Below are 21,062 nucleotides of genomic sequence, written 5' to 3'. Positions count from 1 at the left end.
CTGTACGCCTGCCCCAGCTGCGATACCTTACGCGCGAAACACGACAGGGGGATGGAACTCATGACACGCGCGAAGCCGGCTGCCACAGCAGTCATCGGTGCGCTGACGTCGGCGATCCTGCTGGCCACGACCGGGTGTGCGGGGCGGGCCGGCGGCCCCGCGCCGGCTACGACCGCGCCGTCACCGCCCTCCGCCACGAGGATGCGCATCGACAAGCCAGACAAGCTTCTGGGCACCTGGACCGAGTCCGTGGATCGGGGTTTCCATGACCACGCCGAGCAGGACATGGGCACCTTCAAGAAGCTGCTCAGCGCTGAACCCACAAGCGCGATGGGCACCGCCTACGTCCAGGCCAAAGAGGTGTACTCCCGCGAGCGCGGGCTCCACATTCCAGGCGACGACCAGCGGGTCATCCTGATCAGCGCGGTGTCCGGAACGATCACCGACCCGACCGCGGCGCTGGACAGGACCTTCGCCGGGCTGCCGAAGGTGACCAACGTGGCGCCGATCCAACCGGGTCCTCTGGGTGGCCTGGCCGGCTGCGGCACCGTACCAGCCAAGACGGGCATCCCCGTCGACATCTGCGCCTGGAGTGATCATCAGACGCTCGGCATGGTGACCTTCGTCGGCTTCGCGAAGACGGACGACCCGCAGGGTGTGTTCGGTCAGATCCGCGCCGAGCTGGAGCAGCCGGCTCGGTGACCATCCAGGGGTTCTGATACACGCCGCGACTACTGACCCGTTCGTCCAGGGTCATCTGCTGTACCGCGCGGGTGCTCACCGCCCGCGTCCGCGCCGACGAGCGAAGCTGAGCGCCGGCGGGCGCGTGCTGGCCGTGCCGTCATGGCGCCGGCGCCGGCCACCGGGCAGACTCGACGCCGTGTCGGCAAGGCAAGCTTCCTCGGCGGTTACCGGGCAACAACATCCCGTGACGTCGGGTCGACGGTGGGTGCAGTGGCGGCGGAGCGGTGTCTACCTGCTGGGCTCGCTACTCTCCGGGGTCGTCACGGTGCTCGCGCTGCCGCTGCTGTGGATCCCGTGGCTCGCCCGGCTCTGGGCGAACTGGCACCGAGAGCGCGCCAGCCGACTGCTCGGTGCGCCGTTGGCGTCGCGTCCTGCTCTGCGCGCGACAGGACGCCGGGCATGGGCCGATCCGGCAACGGTCCGTACCTCGCGTGCCCTGCTGTGGCTGCCGGTGAACGCGGTGACCGGAGTGGTGTTCGGCCTGCCCGCGCTGCTGTGCGCGGGCAACATCGTCGTCGCCATGATCGCCACACCGCTGTGGTGGGCGTTCCGGCCGGAGAGCCGGCCGCGGCTGTTCATCGACGTTCCGGTGACCGGCTGGGCGACAGCCCTCACCCTCGGTCCACTGCAGATCGTCCTCCTCACCGCGCTGGCGTATGTGGGCTTCGCACCGATCGCCTGGGCACACGCCCGAATATGCCTGGTGGTGCTGTCGTACTCGACGAACGACCAACTCGCCGAACGGGTCGCCGTGTTGACCCGCACCCGAGCGGACGTGCTCGACGCGCACGGCGCGGAGCTGCGCCGAATCGAACGCGACCTGCACGACGGCACGCAGGCCCGGCTGGTGGCCATCGCGATGCGGCTGGCCGTGGCCCGGCAGGCGTTCGCCGACAATCCGCGGGACGAGCAGTTCGTGGAAGGACTTCTTCGGGACGCACACGAAGGGGCCGAAGAGGCGATGACCGAACTGCGCGAGGTGATCCGGACCGTCTATCCGCCGATTCTCGCCGACCGAGGTCTCGACGGTGCCCTGACCGCCGTTTCCACCCGCTGCGGTGTCCCGACCCGGCTGGACATCGGCGACCTCGGGCGGGTACCGGCAGCGGTGGAGACCGTCGTCTACTTCGCCGTCGCCGAGGCGCTGACCAACGTCACCAAACACAGCCGGGCGACAGCGGCCGGCGTACGGGTCAGCCGCACGGCGGACCGGCTGTCGGTGCTGATCACTGACAACGGCACCGGCGGCGCCGACGATCGGCAGGGCACCGGCCTAGCCGGGATCCGTCGCCGAGTACTCGCGCTCGACGGCACCGTCGAGGTCGACAGCCCGGCCGGCGGGCCGACAGGCATCACCGTGGAGCTGCCATGCGGGTCGTGATCGCCGAGGACAACGTATTGCTGTCCACCGGGCTGGAACTGCTGCTGGGCCGAGCGGGCTTCCAGATCGCCGCCATCACCGACGACGCGGCGGGTTTCCTCGCCGCCGTACGGCAGCACCGGCCCGACGTCACAATCGTCGATGTCCGGTTGCCGCCGTCGTTTCGCGACGAAGGAATCCGAGCCGCCCTCCAAGCCCGCCGGGAGCACCCCGGCCTGCCGGTCCTGGTGCTGTCGCAGTACGTCGAGCAGCAGTACGCCGCCGAACTGCTCTCCACCACCGGGGGTGGCGTCGGCTATCTCCTGAAGGACCGGGTCAGCCGGGTGGACGGGTTCGTTGACGCGCTGCGCCGCGTCGCCGCCGGTGGTACCGCGATGGATGCCGAGGTCATCGCGCAGCTCGTTCAACGTGCTGGCGACCCGATCGCCGCCCTCACCCCACGCGAACGTGAGGTGCTCGCATTGATGGCACAGGGTCACGACAACACCGCGATCGCTGCGCAGCTGGTTATCACCGACAACGCTGTCCACAAGCACATCGGCAACATCTTCGCCAAGCTCGGCCTCGCCGTGGCCGACAGCGGCCATCGCCGCGTCCTCGCCGTGCTTGCCTACCTCAACGCCGCGGGCCGGATGAGCGGTAGCTGATCCGCCCCGGTTTCCGTCGTCGATCACTCGCGCCCGCCGATCGCGTCGACCGGCGCGGGTCGCAACCCGTACCGGGTGGCCACCCTGATCGCGCCCCAGGACAGTGCGATGGTGAGCGTCACGATCGCGATGAGCCCGGTCAGGGAGATGGTGGGAACTGGCGACTTCGTCAGCCCGAGGCTGATGCCGATCAGCGGCGGGATCGTCGCCAGCAAACCGAACAGCAGCGCCGCGAAGACCACGATTCTGGCCTCGCCGTTCATCATCGCGCGGAGCTGGTCTCGGCTGGCACCGATGAGTTGCAGCATCGCGAACTCGCGAACCCGTGCCGTCGTGGCCATCACGAGGGTGTTCACCACGGCGATGGCGATGTAGCCCAGCAGTACCGTCTGAAACAGCAGGTTCAGTGCCCAGTCACCCGAGCCGCCGGGCCCAGGTGCGGCCAGGAACGTCTGCCGGTCGCCGACCCGGACCGTCGGGTAGCGTGCGACGGCGCCACGCAGCGCGCCGGCGAGCGCCTCCGGGTCGGTCCCGTCCACCGATCTGATCAGCACCGCGGTGTCCACCCGCGCGGTGGTGTGGGCAACGACGAGGTCGTTGGGCAGGGTGACCTCCCCGAAGCCCAGGCCGTTCTCGTAGATCGCCACCACCCGTGGCCTGGCCAGCGTGCCGTCGCCGAGTCGGAGCTCGATCGTCGCGCCGACTCTCGCTCGGACGGTCTGCGCGACGACCCGGCTCAGCGCCACCGCCTCGCCACGCAGTTCCGCGATGTCGCCCTGGTCCACTGCGAGATCCATGGTTTCGGAGAGCCGTTCGGGCGCCACGCCCTGGGCGGCGAAGACCCTGGTCGCGGTGCTGTCCTCGGACGGAAAGGTCACCAGCACCCGCATCCGTGCCACCGGCGTCGTCACTGCGACGCCGGGCACGCCGCGCACGGCGTCCACGACCTCCGGGGAGACACCGGCACCGGACGACGCGGTCAGCACGTGGTCGGCCCGCAGGCCGTCCTCGAGTTGGTGCCGCGCCGCCGCGATCGTCGTGGCGGCGCCGAACACCTGCACGGCGGCCAGGGCCACGCCCATGGCCAGCGGTGTAATGGCCGAACTGAGCCGCCGCGAGTTGGCCCGCGCGTTGGCCTGGGCGAGAAAGCCGCTGGCCGTGGACTGCCGGTTCAGGCGCGAGCCGAACAGCACGACGGCGCCCCGAAGCAGCAGGGGTCCAAGACACCCGAGCGCCACGACGAACAACAGCACCGCGCTCCCCGCGGTGTCGGCGGCCGAGTCGCCCGGCGACGCGACGTTGCCCAGGGCCAGCAGCAGCCCGAGCGGGATGAGGAGGACGCCGATGGTCAACCGGACCCAGCCGAGTTTCTTCGGCTCGACATGGGCGTCTCCGAGCGCCTCGACCGGACTGATCTTGGCCACCCGCCGCGCGACCAACCAGCCGGCAAGCCGGGCGCTGGTCATGCACAGCACCAGCGAGGCCAGGACGGGCAACGACCCCACCCGCATCTGGAAGTCCGGGGGCATCGCGTCCGCGACGACGAACACGCTGCGCATCACGTACGCGAGCGCCACGCCGGGCAGTGCGCCGACCACGGCGCCGACCGACGACACGAGGGTCATCTCGGCGCCGATCATCCACTGGATCTGCTTGGGTGTCGCGCCGATGGCACGCAGCAGGGCCAGTTCTCGTCTGCGCTGCCGCACCGACAGGGCGAGGGTGCTCGCCACCACGAACACCACGATCAGCACCATGGTGCCGCCGAACGACGCCGCCGTCTCGACTACCAGGCTGCGGGCGTCGCCCACGTCCAGGAACTCCACGTCGCCGCGTCCCGTTCCGGTGTGGGCCACCAGGCCCGGCACGGCGGCCGTGATGCGCTCGGCCAACTGCTCAGGTGTGACACCGGGGGCGGCGAGCACACCGATGGCGTCCACCCGGTCCGGACGGCCGGACAGCTTGGTCGCCTGGTCGTCGGTGACGAACACGGCGGACTGCCGGTCCAACCCGTCTCCCGGCGCGGTGGCGATACCCACCACGCGGTAGGACGCCGGGACCGAGCCGGAAACGAGCCGCACCGTCGCGTCGAGCGACACGTCGCCGCGTGCGGCGAGATCGGCGTCGAGCACGACCTCGTCGGGCGCGGCGGGCGCCCGGCCCTCGCGTACCCGGAATGGCGCGAGCGCCGCAGCGGACCAGCCGTGCCCGAACACCGGGAAGCCGTCCGGGCCGGCCACCGCGTCGCCGTCCGAGGCCAGCACGCCTACCTCGATGGTGACGTCTCCGATGGCCGACTGAACACCGGGCACCGCGGCGACGGCGGCGACCTTGTCGGCGGGCAGCGTGACGCGTTCGCCGTAGCGGACCTCCGAGGTCTCGTCCAGCCGGAACGACTGCTGAGCGCCGAGGACCACCGCCGTGCCCGAGTAGCGCTCGGGGGTCACGCCGGTGCCGAGTCCGGACACCAGCAGCGTCCCGCAGGCGGTGATCACCGCCGAGCCCGCAGCGATCGCGACGAAGGAGCCGACAAAACCGCCCTTGCGCCCCTTGATCGTGCTCCAGGCCAGCGACAGATCTTTTCGGTACGGCACCACGAGGCGGACGACCCGCCGGATGCGGCGGATCACCACTCGCCCAGGTGCGTCATGCGCGACGCGACCTGCTCGGGAGTGGGCCGGGTCAGCTCGCCCGCGATCCTGCCGTCGGCGAGGAACACGATCGAGTCGGCGAAGGAGGCGGCGACCGGGTCGTGGGTGACCATCAGCACCGTCTGCCCCAGGTCGTCCACGACGTGTCGCAGCAGTTCCAGAACCTGCTTGCTGGACCGGGTATCCAGAGCGCCGGTCGGCTCGTCCGCGACCACCACCTCCGGGCGGGTGATCAGCGCGCGGGCGACAGCGACTCGCTGCTGCTGACCGCCGGACAGTTCGCCCGGCCGCCGCTTGACGTGCTCGCCGAGGCCGACCGCGGTGAGCACTTCTCGCAGGAACGCCTGCTCGGTCTTCCGGTCCGCCAGCCGCAACGGCAGCGTGACGTTGTCCTCGACGGTCAGCGCCCCCAACAGGTTGTACGCCTGGAAGACGAAGCCGATGCGGTCGCGCCGCAGCTCGGTCAACTCGCTCTCCGACCGGCCGGACAGCTCCGTGTCACCCAGCATGACCCGGCCCGACGTCGGCCGATCGAGGCCGGCCGCGCAGTTCAGAAATGTGCTCTTGCCCGACCCGGACGGGCCCATGACGGCGGTGAACGTACCGCGCGGGAATGCGGCTGTCACCGCGTCGAGAGCCCGTACCGCGTTCTTCCCGGACCCGTACTCCTTCGACACCGACTCCAAGCGCACCGCGTACGACGATGGCCCTGATGTCGGCGTCGCGCGAGTGCACAGCGTGCCGGTCGCGGCATGCGGGACGCGCTCTCTCGACGGGTCCCCGTTTGATCTCATACCGTCGATGCTAGGAACGGCGGCAGCCTGGGCCGATACCTCCTACCACCGGAGATGAGGTACAGCTGGCTGTAGTGCCGGTGACGCAGCGCGCCGCTCTGGCCGGCACCTCGGCTGTCGACGCCGGTTACCATGCCCGATGCTCTTCATGGTCATCGAGCGGTTCCGCGACAACGACATGGTGCCGGTGTACCAGGCGGTCCGCGACCGCGGCCGGCAGCTCCCGGACGGACTGGAGTACGTGGACAGCTGGGTCGAGCCGACCTTCGGTCGCTGCTTCCAGCTCATGCGATGCGACGACCTGCGATTTCTTCAGCAGTGGGTGCTCGGGTGGCGCGGCACGGGCGTCACCTTCGAGATCGTTCCGGTGGTGCCCAGCGCCGACACCCGCGAGGTCGTAGCGCCCTATCTCGACGAAGACTGACGTGTACAACCCGTACGGGTGACGCGGTCCCCGCGCCCCGGTTTGCTGACCACTGCTGGCGTCGGGGCGACGCGCAGCCCGGCTCTGACCACGTACAGCTCACGCTTGGCCGTGGCGATCCCTCGGGCGTCGAGGACGTACCCCGCGACCCACACCCACCCGTTGTACGGGTCGACCTCGCCGATGGAAGCCACCCGCATGATCAGCGCCCGGTCCCCGGTGAACTGCACGGAGCAGTCCGGGCCGATGAACACGACGTCTCCGGCCTTCACGGCAGCCAACCGATGAACCTGCGTCGGAGCGCGTCCCGGGGTGCCCAGCTCATGTCCTGTCCGGCGGAGATCAGGCACAGGCTCAGGTAGTACGCCAGCGGCACCCGCTCGTGTTCGGCCAGCAGTTCCGCGCGGCGTGTGACACAGGGTCACGGCCGGTCGCATCCCTCGCACAGCCAGAGCGGCAGGACCGGTCCGTGCGTGGTCATCAGCTCTCACCTGGCCAGTGACCCCGGTTGATCGGGACCTGGTGTCTGGCACGACACGGCAGCTCGTTCCCGCACTTGCAGACGTTGCGCCACCTGACCCACGACCACACCGGCTTATGCCTACGAGCAAGGGTCATGGCTACTGCCGCGATGTACTCGCCGTAGGGCACATGTCGAGACATGTTCGCTCCCTCGCGTTTGCGTGGTGTCTTTCACACTCCCATTTTGCGCGCGCATTTTTATGGGGTCAATGACCTAGGGTTGTCGATGGTGCGCGGCGTGTGGTTGCACAAAGATGAGGAAGCTGAGGGCATGATGACGACCATGGAGAGCCCCACGTTCCTGCGGTTCCAACTCGGCGCACAGCTCAAGCGAGCACGCGAAGAAGCGGGCGTGACCGTCGAACAAGCCGCCGCGCTGATCGAGGTTTCACCGAGCACCTTGCGCCGAATCGAGCAGGGCCGCGTCGGCTTGAAGGGTCCCGCACTCAACGCGCTGCTTGATCTTTACAGCGTCACCGATGCCGAGCTGCGGGAGACGTTGTTGTCCATGGCCCGCAGTGGCAAGCAGCGCGGCTGGTGGGCGAAGTACGGCGACCTGCCGAACTCCTACCGGCAGTACATCGGCCTGGAATCCGCAGCGTCGGAGATCCACAACTTCGAAACGCTGGTAGTGCCCGGCCTCCTTCAGACCGCCGAGTACGCCCAAGCGATCATCCGCGCCGACGCCTCACAACCAACTCCGGATGGCGTGGCCCAGCGGGTAGCCGCACGAACGGAACGGCAGAAGCTACTGACCGATGGTCAACTGAAGCTCGTTGCGGTCATCGACGAGGCGGTACTCCACCGCCAGATCGGTGGACCGGAGGTCATGGCGGCACAGCTCGCGACTCTGCTCGAAGCACAGAAACGCTGGAACATCACCATCCAGGTCATCCCGTTCCGAGAGGGCGCCTACGCCTCGATGGTGTCCAGCTTCCACATCCTTGGCTTTGAGGAAGGACCCGGAGTGGTCTACATCGAGGGACTGACCGGTGACCTCTACGCTGAGGGCGAGGACGTCGACCGGTGCGCACGAGTGTTCAGCAACCTGCGGGCAGCCGCACTGTCACCCACGGCCTCGACCACATTGATCAAGAAGCTTCGTGACAAGGAGACGCCATGAAGGCGCTCGATAACCAGTGGCGGACCAGCACCCGCAGCGGCGGCAACGGCGCGTGTGTTGAGGCTCGGTACATGGACCGCACCACCCAGGTTCGGGACTCGAAGGATCGGCAGGGGCCGGCGCTGGCGTTCGGCGCGGGTCAGTGGGTCGCTTTCGTCCAGGGGGTCAAGTCGGGCCAGTTCGACGCGTGAGCCTGTGGAGCTGCTTGGGTTGGATGAGATCCGTGATTTGCTTGGCGGGATCAGCAAGCAGCGCGCCACGATCATCGTTGGCCGCAAGGGGTTCCCTGACCCTCTCGCCACGTTGAAGATGGGCCGCGTCTGGGAGGGCAAACCCGTGCGAGCCTGGATCGCCAAGAACCGCCCCGACCTGGCGGACTGACCGGGCAGGATTCAGCACCTCTCACGGCGATGCCCACCAGAACCGCAGCGACCAGGGGCTAGCCCGCTCGCAGGCGATCCGGCGACTTGCCGGTTTCCGCCGGAATGAGCCGACCGGTGCGGTCAGATGTAACCACCGGCGCGTCCGCCGTCGGGCATGGGCCGAGGGGGGTACGGCGTGGAGGCGCTCATCCTGATCGTGGTGCTCGGCGCCACCGTCCTCGTCGGCACCACTCTCGGCGGTCGATACCGGGTCGCTCCGCCGGTGTTGCTCATCGCGTTCGGCGTGCTGCTGGGGCTCACGCCGCCGCTGTCCGAGGTGACCCTGAAACCGGACCTGGTGCTGCTGATCTTCCTGCCGGCGATCCTGTACCGGGAGAGCCTCACCATCAGCCTGCGGGAGATCCGGGCCAACCTGCCGGTGATCGGTCTGCTCGCCGTGGTGCTGGTGGTGCTCACCATGGTCACCGTGTCGTTCGCGGCGCAGGCGTTCGGGGTGAACCCCGCCGCCGCCTGGGTGCTCGGCGCGGTTCTCGCGCCGACCGACGCCGCCGCGGTCACCGGCCTGGCCAAACGGCTGCCCCGCAAGCTCCTCACCACCCTGCACGCGGAAAGCCTGATCAACGACGGCACCGCGCTTGTGGTCTTCGCGGTGGCCGTGGGTCTGCTCAGTCAGAGCGCCAAGCCGGGCGTGCTGGGCATCAGCGAGGAGTTCGTCGGCGCCAGCGTCGGCGGCGTGGTCGCCGGCCTGCTGGTGGGGGCCGCCGTGGTGCTGATCCGCAAGCGGCTCGACGATCCGCTGCGCGAGGGCGCGCTGAGCGTGCTGACACCGTTCGGCGCCTTCCTGCTCGCCGACGCGGTGCACGCCAGCGGGGTGCTGGCGGTGGTGGTCGCCGGGCTCATGCTGTCCTATGCCGGCCCACGGGTGATCCGCGCCCGGTCCCGGGTGCTCGCGCTGGCGTTCTGGGACCTGACCACGTTCCTGATCAACGGCGGGCTGTTCGTCCTGCTCGGCACGCAGATACCCCGGGCGGTGCGGGGCATCACCAGCACGTCGCCCGAGCGGGCTCTGGTGATCGTGCTGGTGGTCACGGTGGTCGTCGTGGCCACCCGGCTGGTCTTCATCTACCTCACCGCCCAGACGGCGCGGCTGCGGCGTCGCCGGATGATGGACGACGGCCAAGGTCCGCCCAGTTGGCGGGTCGGGACCGTCGCCGGCTGGTCCGGGTTCCGGGGCGCGGTGTCGCTCGCCGCCGCCCTGGCCGTCCCGACGATGACTGTCGCCGGTCGACCGGTCGTCGAACGAGACCTGATCATCTTCGTCACCGCGTTGGTGATCGTGCTGATCATGCTGCTGCAGGGCACCACCCTGCCGTTGGTCGTGCGCTGGGCCGGGCTGTCCGGCGACCCGGAACGCGTCGACGAGACCCGCAACGCCCGGCGGCGGGCCACCGAGGTGGGCCTGGCCGCCCTGCCGCAGGTCGCCGCCGAGGTCGGCGCCCAGGAGGATTCGGTACGCCGGTTGCAGGCCGAGTATCAGCGGCACCTGACGGACCTCAGCGAGAGCGGCGGGAACACCGCCGAGGAGCGCCGGCTGGAACACAAGCTGCGCCTCGGGGTCCTCGCCCACAAGAGGCGCGAGGTCACCCGACTGCGCGACAACCGGGAGATCGACGACCTGGTGCTCCAGGAGCTCCAGGCCGCGCTGGACAACGAGGAGATCCGGCTGCTGGGGCGCGGACCCAACGAGTGACCCGCGGGTCAGAGCACCTGCGCGAGGAACCGGCGCAGCCGAGGATGCTCGGCCCGCTCGAAGATCGCCTCGGGTGGGCCGGCCTCCAACACCACGCCCCGGTCCATGAAGGCGACGGTGTCGGCGACCTGCCGGGCGAAGCCCATCTCGTGGGTGACCACCACCATGGTCATGCCGGCGGCGGACAGGTCGGCCATCACCGCGAGAACACCCTTGACCAACTCCGGGTCGAGCGCCGAGGTGGCCTCGTCGAAGAGCATCACCTCGGGCCGCAACGCCAGCGCCCGGGCGATCGCCACCCGTTGCTGCTGACCACCGGAGAGCTGCGCCGGCCGCGCGTCGGCCTTGCCGGCCAACCCCACCAGCTCCAGGTGGGTCCGCGCGATGCTTTCCGCCTCGTCCGCGCCGAGCTTGCGGAGCCGGCGCAGCGCGAGGGTGACGTTGCGCAGCACGCTCAGGTGCGGAAAGAGGTTGAAGTGCTGGAAGACCATGCCCACCCGCTGACGCAGCGCGTCCGGGTCGTCGCCCCGCACGCTGCGCCCGTCCAGCAGTACGTCGCCGCGGTCCGGCTCGATCAGCCGGTTGATGGTGCGCAGCAGGGTGGACTTGCCCGACCCGGACGGGCCGATCACGCAGGCCGTCGCGCCGCGCGCCACAGTGAGGTCGACGCCGCGTAGCACCCGGTTCGGTCCGAAGGCGAGGTGCACATCGCGGACGTCGAGGCTGACCGAGGTGGTCGTCACGGTGGTCATCGCCGGTGTCCTTCCGTCGTGGCGTACGCCGATGGGGTGTCGTCGTCCTCGTCCTCGGCGGACGGTGCGGTTGCCGGGCGGCCGTTGCGCAGCCGCCGGTCGATCCAGTTGACGACGTGCGTCAGCGGTACGGTCAGTGCCAGGTAGCACAGCCCCGCCAGCAGCAGCGCCGACTCGTTGCCGGTGGTGGCCGCGTAGTCCTGCCCGATCCGGAACAGCTCCCGCTGACTGGCCACCAGGCCGAGGAAGTAGACCAGGCTGGAGTCCTTGATCAGGGCGATGAGCTGGTTCACCCAGGCCGGCAGCACCCGCCGGATGCCCTGCGGGATGATCACCAGCCGCATCGCGTCGGCCCAGGAGAAGCCGAGGGCGCGGGCGCCCTCCAACTGGGCGGCCTCCACCGACTGGATGCCGGAGCGGAAGATCTCCCCGATGTACGCGGCCGCGATGAGCGACAGCGCCAGGATTCCCAGCGGGTAGGGGTCCGGTCCCCAGACCTGCATGCCCAGCGGGGCGAGCCCGACGCCGATCAGCAGGATCGTCGCCGCCGCCGGCAGCCCCCGGAACACGTCGGCTCCTACCGCCCCGCTCGCTCGTCACCGGCTCAGGACGCGGCCGACGCGGACGCGGTCGGCGTGACGGGCGTGCCGGACGCGGACGGCGCGACGGACCCGGTCGGTGCCGGCACCGTGCCGCTGCCCGGCGTGAAGTCCGCCGGGATCGGCCGGCCCGGGTAGTACTGCGTCTGCAACCGGCTCCAGGTGCCGTCCGCGATGACCTCGTCGAGGCCCTTGTTCAGCGCCTCGCGCAGTTTGTCGCTGCCCTTGGCCACGGCGTACGCGGTCGGGGCCGGGCTGAGCTGCTTGGCCGCCACGGTGATCTTGCCGTTGCTGTCGGCGGCCGACTTCTCGCCGATCTCGGCCGGGGCGATCCACGCGTCGGCGGTGCCGGCCTTGAGCTGGTTGATCGCGCCGTTGTAGTCCGGCACCCGCACCGGGTCGAGCTGCTTTCCGGTGGCGTAGTCGTCCTGCACGGTGCCCTGCACCACCACGACCCGCTTGCCGGTGAGCTGGTCGAAGCCGGTGATCGGTGAGCCGGCCGGGACGTCCAGGCCGAAGTAGCCGAAGTCGTAGCCGTTGCCGAAGTCGACTGTCTTCTTCCGCGCCTCGGTGATGGTGATCGAGGAGCTGCCGACGTCGAACTTGTGGTTGTTGACCTGGGAGAGCAGCGCGGAGAAGTCGGTGCCGACGAATTCCACGGTGAGGCCGAGCCTGCCGGCAACGGCGGTCAGCAGGTCGTTGTCGAAGCCGGTGAACCTGCCGTCCTTGAGGAAGACGTTCGGCGGGGCGTCGGTCAGGGTGCCGGCCCGCAGCACGCCCGGCTGGGCCAGGCCGTACGGGTTGGCGGTGGTGTCGGACGAGCTGTCGTCGCCGCAGGCAGTGAGCGCGGTGGCGGCCAGGATGGTGGCCGCGCCGAGGGCGGCGGCACGGGTCAGGGCAGGAAGAAGTCGCACGGGTGTCTCCGAAAGAGGTCGCGTCTCGGCGGGCACGGACGTGTGCCGCCGACGGTGCGCCCGATGGGCGTACCGCTGGACATGGGTGTGGGAAGAGGGACGCGTCAGTGCGCGGTGCGGCGGCGACACGCCGCGCTGCACATTCGCATCATGTCCACGTGCCGTCGCCGGGTCAGTGCCGGCGCGAGCCGGTCGGCGCGCAGATCCGCGACGTCGGCCGGTGGGGTGGAGCTGAGGATGCGCATACGGTCTCCCGGGTCTGGTGCTGACCTGGGTGCCAGGCCACGCTTGCACCGGCGTCGTGCCGGTGCCTGGTCTTCACCCGGGGCACCCCACCGCGGAGGAGGGTTGCCGGCCAGCGAGCCGGGGCTTCGCGCTGGCACTCATGACCTGCGGCGAGGTTAGCAGCACGTCCGGGTGGATCGTCCAGTCGTTATGACCACGCTCACCGTGCCGGACCGGGTGCCCGGCCGCAGGTCAACCGGCGTGCACGTGCGGCCGGCGGCACGGGTCGGGCTCCTGGCGACGCAGGATCTCCCGGGTTACCGAGGCGATCGCCCCCTGCCCGAAGGCCAGGTACCGCAGGATGTTGCGGGCCGGGCCGCCCTCGCTCCACTCGAAGTAGATGTGGGGGCGTCGCCGGCTCCGGTCGCGGATCTCCAGCAGCAGGGCGGCGAGCGCGGTGGGCACCGAGGAGGCGGTCAGGCCGAGCACCGGAAAGCTGTCGTCCACCATGCTGCCGCGCACCAGCAACTCGGTCTCGAAGTCCGACGGGTCGGTGACGTGCACCTCGACGAAGATCACGTCGCTGTCGTCGGGAAAGTCGTTGTCCGCCATCGTCTGGTCCAACTTGGCGCGGTACTCGGCCGCGTCGCGCCGGTCGGGCTCGTGGGCGATGAGCCGGATCCGCCGTCCGGCCCGCTCGTCGATCATCCGGGTCGCGACCGGGTCCAACTCGACCCGGTCGACGCGCAGCTCGTAGGCCCGTGACAGCCGGGAGAGCAGCGACACCACGATGATCCCGCCGATGAAGCAGGCCGCGATCTTGACGCCGTCGGGGCGTTCCACCACGTTCGCCACTGTGGTGTAGACAAAGGCCACCGCGATGACTCCGAACGCGATGCCGCGACCGCGCTGCCGCCGCCGGACCGCCGCGAGCGTCACGGCCGTCGCCGCCGAGGTGATCAACACCAGCACCCCGGTGGCGTACGCGCCGCCCTGCGCGTCCACGCTGGCCTCGAAGAGGACCGTGATCAGGAAGGCCACCGAGGTGAAGACCAGCACCAGCGGCCGGACGGCCCGCGCCCAGGCCGGTGCCATGCCGTAGCGGGGCAGGTAGCGGGGGACGAGGTTGAGCAGACCGGCCATCGCCGACGCCCCCGCGAACCAGAGGATCCCGATGGTGGACAGGTCGTAGACGGTGCCGAACACCTCCCCGAGGTGCTCGTGCGCCAGGTAGGCCAGCGCCCGTCCGTTCGCCGGCCCGCCCGGCCGGAAATCCTCCGCCGGGATCAGCACCGTGGTCGTCACGCTGCTGGTGATCAGGAAAACGCTCATGATCACCGCAGCGGCGGTGAGCAGTCGGCGCGCACCGCGGATCCGGCCCAGCGGGCGCGCCTCCGAGTCCCGCGGGTCGCCCCGGATGCTCGGCATCACGGCCACCCCGGTCTCGAAGCCGGACAGGCCCAGCGCCAGTTTCGGGAAGACCAGCAGCGACAGCCCGACCACCAGCCAGGGATCACCATGCGCGGTGGTCAGCGCGGTGGTCCAGTCCTCGACCGTGCTCGGGTGCGTCACCACCCGCCACAGCGCGTCGACCACCACCACCGCGTTCAGCGTCAGGTAGACCGCGACCAGCACGACGGCGATCCCGATGGCCTCGGTGAATCCCTTGAGGAACACCGCGCCCAACAGCGCCACGAGCAGCAGCGTGAGCAGCACCTCGTGCCCCTTGAGCCCGTCCGGCCAGAACGGGTTCTCGTCGATGTGCGCGGTCGCGTCGGCGGCCGAGAGGGTGATGGTGATGATGAAGTCGGTGGCCGCGAAACCCAGCAGCACCAGCACCAGCAGCTTGCCGGGCCAGTAGCTCAGCAGGCGTACCAGCATCGCGATGGAGCCCTCGCCGTGCGGGCTCTCCACCGCCACCCGCCGGTAGACCGGCAGCGCGCCCAGCAGCGTCACCAGCACCAGCACCAGGGTCGCCACCGGCGACAGCGCCCCGGCGGCCAGCGCCGCGATGCCCGGCTGGTAGCCCAGCGTGGAGAAGTAGTCGACGCCGGTCAGGCACATCACCTTCCACCACGGGTGGTGCCGGTCCTCCGGCGGACGTCCGTGCGGCCCCGGGTGCCGCACGGCCTGGTCCGAGCCCGCGTCGAGCAACCACCCCCGCAGCCGTCCGGCGCGCCTGTCGACCTCCATCGGCGCGTCCCCCGTCATCCGCCCACGGTCACGGTCAGTATCCGCCGGTGGGGGTGCGCGCGTCCGCCGGTGCGCGGAACCCACCCGGCCGCGGGACGGGTTTCGGGTCGGGGACACGGGGGATGCAGCGCCCCCGGGTTGGCGGAAGTGCGCGGGGCCGGACGGCACCGGGGGAGGGGACAGGGCATGGTCGGTGGCCGTCGCTTCCGCCCCGGTGGTGGCTTCGGTCGCCAACTGGACGAGTACGAGACGACGGAGGGTGTGCCCCCGCCCACGGAGTCGACCGAGCCGCCCAGCGGTGGTCTGGTGGACAGCGCGGTCTACGTCCGCGGGCACCGCTTCGCGTCGCCGTCCGGCCTCGCCGAGACGTACCGCTGTCTGCAGGAGCAGGACGCCGCGATGGCCTGGATCGGGTTGTACCGACCCGGCATCGACCAGATCACCTCGCTGGCCCGGGAGTTCCGGCTACACGACCTGGCAGTCGAGGACGCGATCAACGCCCACCAGCGACCCAAGCTGGAACGGTACGGGCACACCCTGTTCGTGGTGCTGCGTGCCGCCCGCTACGACGACCAGCGGGAGGAGGTCGAGTTCTCCGAGCTGCACCTGTTCATCGGGCCGGGCTTCGTGGTCACCGTCCGGCACGGCGAGGCCCCCGACCTGGCCGCGGTGCGGCGGCGGATGGAGACCGACGCGCAGATGCTGGCCCGGGGCCCGCAGGCGGTCCTGTACGCGATCCTCGACCAGGTCGTCGACGGGTACGCGCCGGTGGTGGCCGGGCTGGAGAACGACATCGACGAGATTGAGACCCAGGTGTTCGGCGGCGACCCGAACGCGAGCCGCCGCATCTACGGCCTCAGCCGCGAGGTCATCCAGTTCCAGCGCGCCGCCCGGCCACTGCTCACCGTGCTCGACGCGCTGGCCGACGGCGCCGGCAGCGCCAACACGGACGAGGAACTGCGGCGCTACCTGCGCGACGTGACCGACCACCTGACCCAGGTGGTGGAGCGGGTGGACGGTTTTCGGCACCTGTTGCAGAACATCCTGACCGTCAACGCCACGCTCGTCTCGCAGCAGCAGAACGAGGAGATGCGCAGCCTCAACGCGGCCAGCTACGCCCAGAACGAGGAGCTGAAGAAGGTCTCGTCCTGGGCGGCGATCCTGTTCGCCCCGACGCTCATCGGCACCGTGTACGGGATGAACTTCGTCCACATGCCGGAGTTGAACTGGCGCTTCGGCTACCTGTTCGCGTTGCTGCTCATGCTGATGGTGTGCGGCACCCTCTACGTGATCTTCAAACGGCGCGGCTGGCTGTGAACCGCGCGGCCGGGGATCACTCGATGCCGCGCAGGATGTGCCGCTCGTCCTCGATGTCGTCGTCGCCGGCAGCGATCCGGCCGAGCAGGACGGCGGCGGCCCAGATCGTCAGTGGTGTCGCCGCCCCGGTCATGCCGCCGCCGGTCCGGTCGTCCCGGGCCTGGCTTCGCTCCGCACGCGCTGGCCTGCGCTGAGCCTCCATGGGCCCCGCCTCTCCTCGTCGAAGCCGCCGTCGGTGGCGCGGCGTCAGCGCGCCACCGGTACGACAGCCACCTCGAACCTTCCCACGCCCGGCCGCATCCGCACCGCTTGTTTTCGGGTTTCCGACTGTGACCCGCCAAACCGGACATTCTCGCCTTCGCCTTCGCCTTCGCATGATCGTGCTCGATCCTGGTTGTAGTGGCCTCGTGCGCGCATCGAGGGACACTCGTTTCTGGATCGAGCGCGATCTTCCTGGTGCCCGCCGCGGTAATTGATCCACTCGGTTTCACGAATATCGGGGCATCCCGGCGTCCCGGATACCGCGTCTTCACCAAACCCGAGTGGATCACCACCGGGCGCCTGAGTCTCGGCAGGACCATGGGCGGCGCTGCGTCGGCTCGGTCGACGCGACGTCCTGGTCCACAACGCCGCCGCCGGGCCTCCTGACCGGCGCGGCCGCGCCGGACCCGTGTGGTTCAGGGCAACGGGTGGGCGATGCCGCGGGCATGGTCGGTGAGCGCCGCGCCGACCACCGTCGCGGCCAGCGGCAACACCTCGAGACAGCGGCGCACCGCCGCGGCCATCAGCGCGTTCGGCACCCGCATGGACAGCGTGCAGTGCGGCACCCAGCGGCCCGGCCGGTAGTGCTCGCTCAGGGCGACGCCGGCGGCGGTGAGCCGGTCGGACACCATCCGTTGGTGGGCCAGCATCTCCGGGGTGGGCACCGGGCCGAGCCAGAGCACCCGGCCGACGAACTGCCCGGCGTGCTGGAAGTCCAGTCGCAGCGGGGCCGCCACGACCGTCCCGTGCAGCGCTTCGGCGACCTGCGCGGGGTCAAGGCGGGGCGCCACCGCGAGCGAGACGTGCGGACGGTGGCGCTGCTCCAACAGCGAGCGCATGCTCTGCACGCCCTCGGCCTCCAGCGCGTCCCACAGCACCCGGATCCTGCGGGTGGCGTCCGGGTCCAGATACAGCTCCACCGCGGCGACCATTCGATCACCGTAGCGACCGAGGTTTGCGCGCCCGCTGTCGGCGGTACCTGATCGGAAACCAACCTGGAGGTGTGCCCGGTGGACGTGAGTGACCTGCTGACCGAGACGTACGACCGGCTGCCCGACCTCGTCCGCGCGGCGGTCGACGGCCTCAGCCCGGAGCAACTGCACCAGGCACCCGTCGAGGGCGCCAACACGATCGGCTGGCTGGTCTGGCACCTGACCCGCGTGCAGGACCACCACGTCGCCGACCTGCTCGACACCGAGCAGATCTGGGTCAGCGGCGACTGGGCGGGCCGGTTCGGGCTCAAAGCCGACCCGGACGACACCGGCTACGGTCATTCGGCTGCCCAGGTCGAGGCGGTGCGGCCGGAGAGCGCGCAGGCACTCGTCGACTACTACGAGGCGGTGGCGTCGCGGACCGGCTCGTTCCTGGCCGGTCTGCACCCGGCGGACCTGGACCGGGTGGTCGACGAGTCGTGGGACCCACCGGTCACCCTCGGCGTCCGCCTGGTCAGCATCGCCGACGACGACCTGCAACACGTCGGCCAGGCCGCCTACGTGCGCGGCCTGATCGAGGCCGAGGCGCCCGCCAACAGCGGCCGATAGGACCCGTCGGTCAGCCCATCGTCTTCGCGCCGTCGATCGACTCCCGCAGGATGTCGGCGTGCCCGGCGTGCTGGGACGTCTCGGCGATCAGGTGCAGCAACACCCGGCGGACCGTCCAACTCGCCCCCGGCTCGAACCAGGGAGCCTGCGGCAGCGGGTGCGCCGCGTCCAGGTCGAGGGTGGCGACCAGCGCGTCGGTCTGGTCGGCAACCGCCTGGAACCGCTCGACCAGACCGGCGAGGGTCTCGCCCGGTGCCAGCTGGAACTGACCGACCCAGTCGATCTCCTCACGCTGCATCGCCTCCGCGCCGCCCACGGCGAAGAGCATCCACCGGTGCTCGACGCCGGCCACGTGCTTGACCAGGCCGCCGAGGCTCAGCTCGCTCACCGTCGGGCGGGTGGCGGCCTGCTCGTCGGTGAGCCCGTCCACCGTGTGCAGCAGGAAACCCCGGTGCCGGCGCAGCGTCTGCAGTAGATCGGCCCGCTCACCGGTGAGCTGCTCCGTGCTGGTCATGCTGCCACCCTTCGTCGATGTTCACTCGGTGCCACCGTAGGCCCCGGCACCGACACTTCCGGTGTCGGACACGACGTGCGACGTACGAGCCGCCAGCGGTTGCCGATCCGCGTCGGTGGCGGTCCACTGAATGACATGGGTGTGATCAAGGTGGGTACGTCGTCCTGGGCCGACCAGTCGCTGCTGCGCTCGGGGTGGTACCCGCGCTCGGCCAACACGCCGGCCCGTCGGCTCGGTTTCTACGCCGGCCGGTTCCCGCTGGTCGAGGTGGACACGTCCTACTACGCCGTACCCGTACCGGAGACCACGCAGGGCTGGGTCGACGCCACACCTGACGACTTCACCTTCGACGTCAAGGCGTTCAGTCTCTTCACCGGCCATCCGACGCCGGTCGCCGCGCTACCCCGGGACCTGCGTCCGACCGCCGGCCCGAGCCGGATCCGCCGCCGGGACCTGCCGGAGCGGGCGTACGACGAGCTGTGGGCCCGGTTCCGCGCGGCCCTCGACCCGATCGCGGCGGCCGGCAAGCTGGGTGCGGTGCTGTTGCAGTTCCCGCCGTGGCTGGTGCGCGGCGCGGCGGCCGAACGCCGGATCGTCGAGCTGGCGCAGCGCTGCCGGCCGTGGCGGGTGGGTGTGGAGCTGCGGCACGGCTCCTGGTTCGACGGCCCGGCCGCGTCGGACACGCTGGACCTGCTGCGCGCGCACGACCTGTCCCTGGTCTGCGTCGACATGCCGCAGGGGCACCCGTCGTCGGTGCCGCCGATCCTGACCACGACCGCGGAGCCGGCGATCGTCCGGTTCCACGGCCACAGCCGGGCCTGGGGCGACGGCGACAAGCAAGAGAAGTTCCGGTACGCGTACGACGAGGCCGAGCTCGCGCACTGGGCCGGGCGGTTGGCCGAGCTCGCCGGTCCGACCGACGACCTGCACGTGTTGTTCAACAACTGCTGCGCCGGTCAGGCCCAACGCGACGCGACCCGGCTGGCGCAACTGCTCACCGAGACCATGGTCGCCGACCGGAGCGTTGCGGCCGGATCGAGCGGCTGACCGGCCACGGTGGGATCAGGAGCGTCGACCCCGGCTGCGCAGCGCGTCCTGTGTCGAATCGCCGATGTCGGCGTCGTCCGGGAAGGTCCGGCCGCTGGGCGCCGGGTCCGGTGGGGCGCCGGGGCCGGCCATCGTCGTCCGGGTTGGCTCCACCGAGCCGAAGCCGTGCCGTCCCGCCGGGTCGGTCCGGCCCGACGGGGCACCCGCACGCCGTTCCCCGCGTCGTCCCTCGGGCACCGCGGTCTCCTCGCTGCCCTCGTCCATCGGCGAGTCCGCGTCGGCACCCCAGGGCGCGTCGGCGTCGAAGCCGTCGCCGCCGCCCCACGGCTGGGTCGCCTCCGGCTCCTGCCGGTCGTTGTCACCACTGCGTCCCTTGTGCACCGTCATGGCCACCCCGCTCGTCGGTCCGCCGCTGCCGGCGGACGGTGTGCCGTTCTCGGGTCGCGCCCGCCCGCGCCGGTGCCGTCGCAGGAGCGTCGTCGCCGCGTCGGGGAGCGCACGGGACCGGCCAGCGCCCCGCCGTCGAGAGGGCGGCGGGACGCGGGCCGGCCCGGCGTTCAGCGTCCGGCCATCGCCATCGGCCGTTTGCCGTTGCTCATGCCGGCCATCTTGATCATGCCCTTCGAGGCACCCTTCATGCTGCTGCCCCGGCCGAGAATCCCCTTGAACACCTGGCCGGGCTTCTGCTGCTCACCCATGTACGCGGTGACCACCACCAGGGCCCCGGTCAACGCCGGAATGGCCCACTGGAGCAGCTTCATCTGCCGCTGCGAGGAGGCCACGCTCGCCGGGGTCTGGTGGTTCGGCTCGGTGGTCCCGCTCACCGGCGAGGCACCGGCCTTCTCCAGGCGCATGCCGACCAACCGGCTGTAGCCGGTCACGGCCAGCGCGCCGATCGTCAACGCCGTCTTGATGGCGCTGGTACGGCCCACCCCGGACTGAGCCGCCACGCGTGGGCTCTCCGTCACCAACTCGCCGACCGCACCGGCCAGGTGCGCGCCGATGGCGGCGGCGTTGACCGGGGTCCATCTGGACCATCCGGCCGACGCGACCGAGAGTCGCTGGGTCGAGTCGCTGATCTTCCCTGCCGCGCCGTTGACGCCGAAGGCACCCATGAGGGAGCCGCCGAACCAGGCCGCGAGGCCCAGATCGTGCATCGAGCGCAGTGCGGTATGCCGTTCGGACATGTGATCCCCTTCCGCCGTGTTGGGCGCTGCGGCTTACCCGCCGCCCGGGCGGCTAACCCCGTCACCCGGCGGCCGATCGGCACCGCACCGGCA

Annotated in this window: 24 protein-coding genes and 1 riboswitch; of the genes, 11 read left to right on the top strand and 13 right to left on the bottom strand. The window is 70.6% G+C overall.

Going from position 1 to position 21,062, the window contains the following annotated elements; genetic code table 11:
• Positions 1 to 60 precede the first annotated feature (60 nt).
• From AB0B14_RS19125 to AB0B14_RS19115, 3 genes are all read left to right on the top strand, one after another.
• Positions 61 to 702: a hypothetical protein gene (locus AB0B14_RS19125; RefSeq protein WP_357523297.1), complete on the top strand. Its 642-nt coding sequence runs from the start codon at positions 61 to 63 to the stop codon at positions 700 to 702.
• 226 nt (positions 703 to 928) lie between these two features.
• A complete protein-coding gene (locus AB0B14_RS19120) occupies positions 929 to 2,125 on the top strand; it encodes a histidine kinase (RefSeq protein ID WP_357523295.1) in 1,197 nt (398 codons plus the stop codon).
• Positions 2,113 to 2,772: a response regulator transcription factor gene (locus AB0B14_RS19115; RefSeq protein ID WP_357065428.1), complete on the top strand. Its 660-nt coding sequence runs from the start codon at positions 2,113 to 2,115 to the stop codon at positions 2,770 to 2,772. Before AB0B14_RS19120 ends, AB0B14_RS19115 begins: the two co-directional genes overlap by 13 nt.
• A 23-nt stretch (positions 2,773 to 2,795) precedes the next feature.
• Here the strand turns inward: AB0B14_RS19115 and AB0B14_RS19110 are convergent, their stop codons facing one another.
• On the bottom strand, positions 2,796 to 5,402 hold the full coding sequence (locus AB0B14_RS19110; protein ID WP_357523293.1) for an FtsX-like permease family protein: 2,607 nt from the start codon (positions 5,400 to 5,402) through the stop codon (positions 2,796 to 2,798).
• Positions 5,399 to 6,115, bottom strand: coding sequence for an ABC transporter ATP-binding protein (locus tag AB0B14_RS19105; protein WP_357523291.1), 717 nt, complete (start codon positions 6,113 to 6,115; stop codon positions 5,399 to 5,401). The genes AB0B14_RS19110 and AB0B14_RS19105 overlap by 4 nt, the downstream gene beginning before the upstream one ends.
• A gap of 241 nt (positions 6,116 to 6,356) precedes the next feature.
• On the opposite strand from AB0B14_RS19105, the gene AB0B14_RS19100 reads away from it, so the two are divergent.
• A complete protein-coding gene (locus tag AB0B14_RS19100) occupies positions 6,357 to 6,641 on the top strand; it encodes a DUF3303 family protein (protein ID WP_357523289.1) in 285 nt (94 codons plus the stop codon).
• On the opposite strand, the gene AB0B14_RS19095 is transcribed toward AB0B14_RS19100, so the two are convergent.
• On the bottom strand, positions 6,623 to 6,913 hold the full coding sequence (locus AB0B14_RS19095) for a hypothetical protein (protein WP_357523404.1): 291 nt from the start codon (positions 6,911 to 6,913) through the stop codon (positions 6,623 to 6,625). The genes AB0B14_RS19100 and AB0B14_RS19095 overlap by 19 nt on opposite strands.
• Before the next feature lie 434 nt (positions 6,914 to 7,347).
• On the opposite strand from AB0B14_RS19095, the gene AB0B14_RS19090 reads away from it, so the two are divergent.
• From AB0B14_RS19090 to AB0B14_RS19075, 4 genes are all read left to right on the top strand, one after another.
• Positions 7,348 to 8,286: a helix-turn-helix transcriptional regulator gene (locus tag AB0B14_RS19090; protein ID WP_357523287.1), complete on the top strand. Its 939-nt coding sequence runs from the start codon at positions 7,348 to 7,350 to the stop codon at positions 8,284 to 8,286.
• On the top strand, positions 8,283 to 8,477 hold the full coding sequence (locus AB0B14_RS19085; RefSeq protein ID WP_357523285.1) for a DUF397 domain-containing protein: 195 nt from the start codon (positions 8,283 to 8,285) through the stop codon (positions 8,475 to 8,477). The genes AB0B14_RS19090 and AB0B14_RS19085 overlap by 4 nt, the downstream gene beginning before the upstream one ends.
• Before the next feature lie 19 nt (positions 8,478 to 8,496).
• A complete protein-coding gene (locus AB0B14_RS19080; protein WP_357523283.1) occupies positions 8,497 to 8,667 on the top strand; it encodes a hypothetical protein in 171 nt (56 codons plus the stop codon).
• A gap of 177 nt (positions 8,668 to 8,844) precedes the next feature.
• Positions 8,845 to 10,419, top strand: a complete 1,575-nt coding sequence (locus AB0B14_RS19075; protein ID WP_357065434.1) for a Na+/H+ antiporter — start codon at positions 8,845 to 8,847, stop codon at positions 10,417 to 10,419.
• 8 nt (positions 10,420 to 10,427) lie between these two features.
• On the opposite strand, the gene AB0B14_RS19070 is transcribed toward AB0B14_RS19075, so the two are convergent.
• From AB0B14_RS19070 to AB0B14_RS19050, 5 genes are all read right to left on the bottom strand, one after another.
• A complete protein-coding gene (locus AB0B14_RS19070; protein WP_357065436.1) occupies positions 10,428 to 11,171 on the bottom strand; it encodes an amino acid ABC transporter ATP-binding protein in 744 nt (247 codons plus the stop codon).
• Entirely contained in the window at positions 11,168 to 11,740 is a 573-nt protein-coding gene (locus AB0B14_RS19065; protein ID WP_357523282.1) for an amino acid ABC transporter permease, read from the bottom strand. Before AB0B14_RS19065 ends, AB0B14_RS19070 begins: the two co-directional genes overlap by 4 nt.
• A 35-nt stretch (positions 11,741 to 11,775) precedes the next feature.
• Positions 11,776 to 12,684 (bottom strand): ABC transporter substrate-binding protein, encoded by a 909-nt coding sequence (locus AB0B14_RS19060; RefSeq protein WP_357523280.1) that lies wholly within the window; start codon positions 12,682 to 12,684, stop codon positions 11,776 to 11,778.
• 104 nt (positions 12,685 to 12,788) lie between these two features.
• Positions 12,789 to 12,929 carry a hypothetical protein gene (locus tag AB0B14_RS19055; protein ID WP_357523278.1) on the bottom strand — a complete coding sequence of 47 codons (141 nt, stop codon included), beginning with the start codon at positions 12,927 to 12,929 and terminating at the stop codon, positions 12,789 to 12,791.
• Positions 12,930 to 12,963: 34 nt separating this feature from the next.
• Positions 12,964 to 13,075, bottom strand: a riboswitch (SAM riboswitch).
• An 86-nt stretch (positions 13,076 to 13,161) separates the two neighbouring features.
• The gene (locus AB0B14_RS19050) at positions 13,162 to 15,120 is read right to left on the bottom strand and encodes an amino acid transporter (protein ID WP_357523276.1); all 1,959 of its coding nucleotides are present in this window, start codon (positions 15,118 to 15,120) and stop codon (positions 13,162 to 13,164) included.
• 168 nt (positions 15,121 to 15,288) lie between these two features.
• On the opposite strand from AB0B14_RS19050, the gene corA reads away from it, so the two are divergent.
• Positions 15,289 to 16,419: a magnesium/cobalt transporter CorA gene (gene corA, locus AB0B14_RS19045; protein ID WP_357523274.1), complete on the top strand. Its 1,131-nt coding sequence runs from the start codon at positions 15,289 to 15,291 to the stop codon at positions 16,417 to 16,419.
• A 16-nt stretch (positions 16,420 to 16,435) separates the two neighbouring features.
• On the opposite strand, the gene AB0B14_RS19040 is transcribed toward corA, so the two are convergent.
• On the bottom strand, positions 16,436 to 16,621 hold the full coding sequence (locus AB0B14_RS19040) for a hypothetical protein (RefSeq protein WP_357065447.1): 186 nt from the start codon (positions 16,619 to 16,621) through the stop codon (positions 16,436 to 16,438).
• A gap of 475 nt (positions 16,622 to 17,096) precedes the next feature.
• Entirely contained in the window at positions 17,097 to 17,612 is a 516-nt protein-coding gene (locus tag AB0B14_RS19035; RefSeq protein ID WP_357065449.1) for a 2'-5' RNA ligase family protein, read from the bottom strand.
• 78 nt (positions 17,613 to 17,690) lie between these two features.
• On the opposite strand from AB0B14_RS19035, the gene AB0B14_RS19030 reads away from it, so the two are divergent.
• Positions 17,691 to 18,221 (top strand): DUF664 domain-containing protein, encoded by a 531-nt coding sequence (locus AB0B14_RS19030; RefSeq protein WP_357523272.1) that lies wholly within the window; start codon positions 17,691 to 17,693, stop codon positions 18,219 to 18,221.
• A gap of 10 nt (positions 18,222 to 18,231) precedes the next feature.
• On the opposite strand, the gene AB0B14_RS19025 is transcribed toward AB0B14_RS19030, so the two are convergent.
• Complete coding sequence (locus tag AB0B14_RS19025) at positions 18,232 to 18,735, bottom strand: DinB family protein (protein ID WP_357523270.1); 504 nt, start codon at positions 18,733 to 18,735, stop codon at positions 18,232 to 18,234.
• Between the two features lie 135 nt (positions 18,736 to 18,870).
• Between AB0B14_RS19025 and AB0B14_RS19020 the strand changes: the two genes are divergently transcribed.
• Positions 18,871 to 19,782 (top strand): DUF72 domain-containing protein, encoded by a 912-nt coding sequence (locus AB0B14_RS19020; protein WP_357523268.1) that lies wholly within the window; start codon positions 18,871 to 18,873, stop codon positions 19,780 to 19,782.
• A 15-nt stretch (positions 19,783 to 19,797) separates the two neighbouring features.
• Here the strand turns inward: AB0B14_RS19020 and AB0B14_RS19015 are convergent, their stop codons facing one another.
• Positions 19,798 to 20,169 carry a hypothetical protein gene (locus AB0B14_RS19015; protein ID WP_357065455.1) on the bottom strand — a complete coding sequence of 124 codons (372 nt, stop codon included), beginning with the start codon at positions 20,167 to 20,169 and terminating at the stop codon, positions 19,798 to 19,800.
• A gap of 170 nt (positions 20,170 to 20,339) precedes the next feature.
• Positions 20,340 to 20,969, bottom strand: a complete 630-nt coding sequence (locus AB0B14_RS19010) for a hypothetical protein (RefSeq protein ID WP_357376189.1) — start codon at positions 20,967 to 20,969, stop codon at positions 20,340 to 20,342.
• Positions 20,970 to 21,062 lie beyond the last annotated feature (93 nt).

Origin of the sequence: Micromonospora sp. NPDC049171, assembly GCF_040648275.1 — a bacterium.
In the GTDB taxonomy this organism is placed as follows: Bacteria; Actinomycetota; Actinomycetes; order Mycobacteriales; family Micromonosporaceae; genus Micromonospora.
This window is presented reverse-complemented; position numbering and strand designations above follow the sequence as displayed.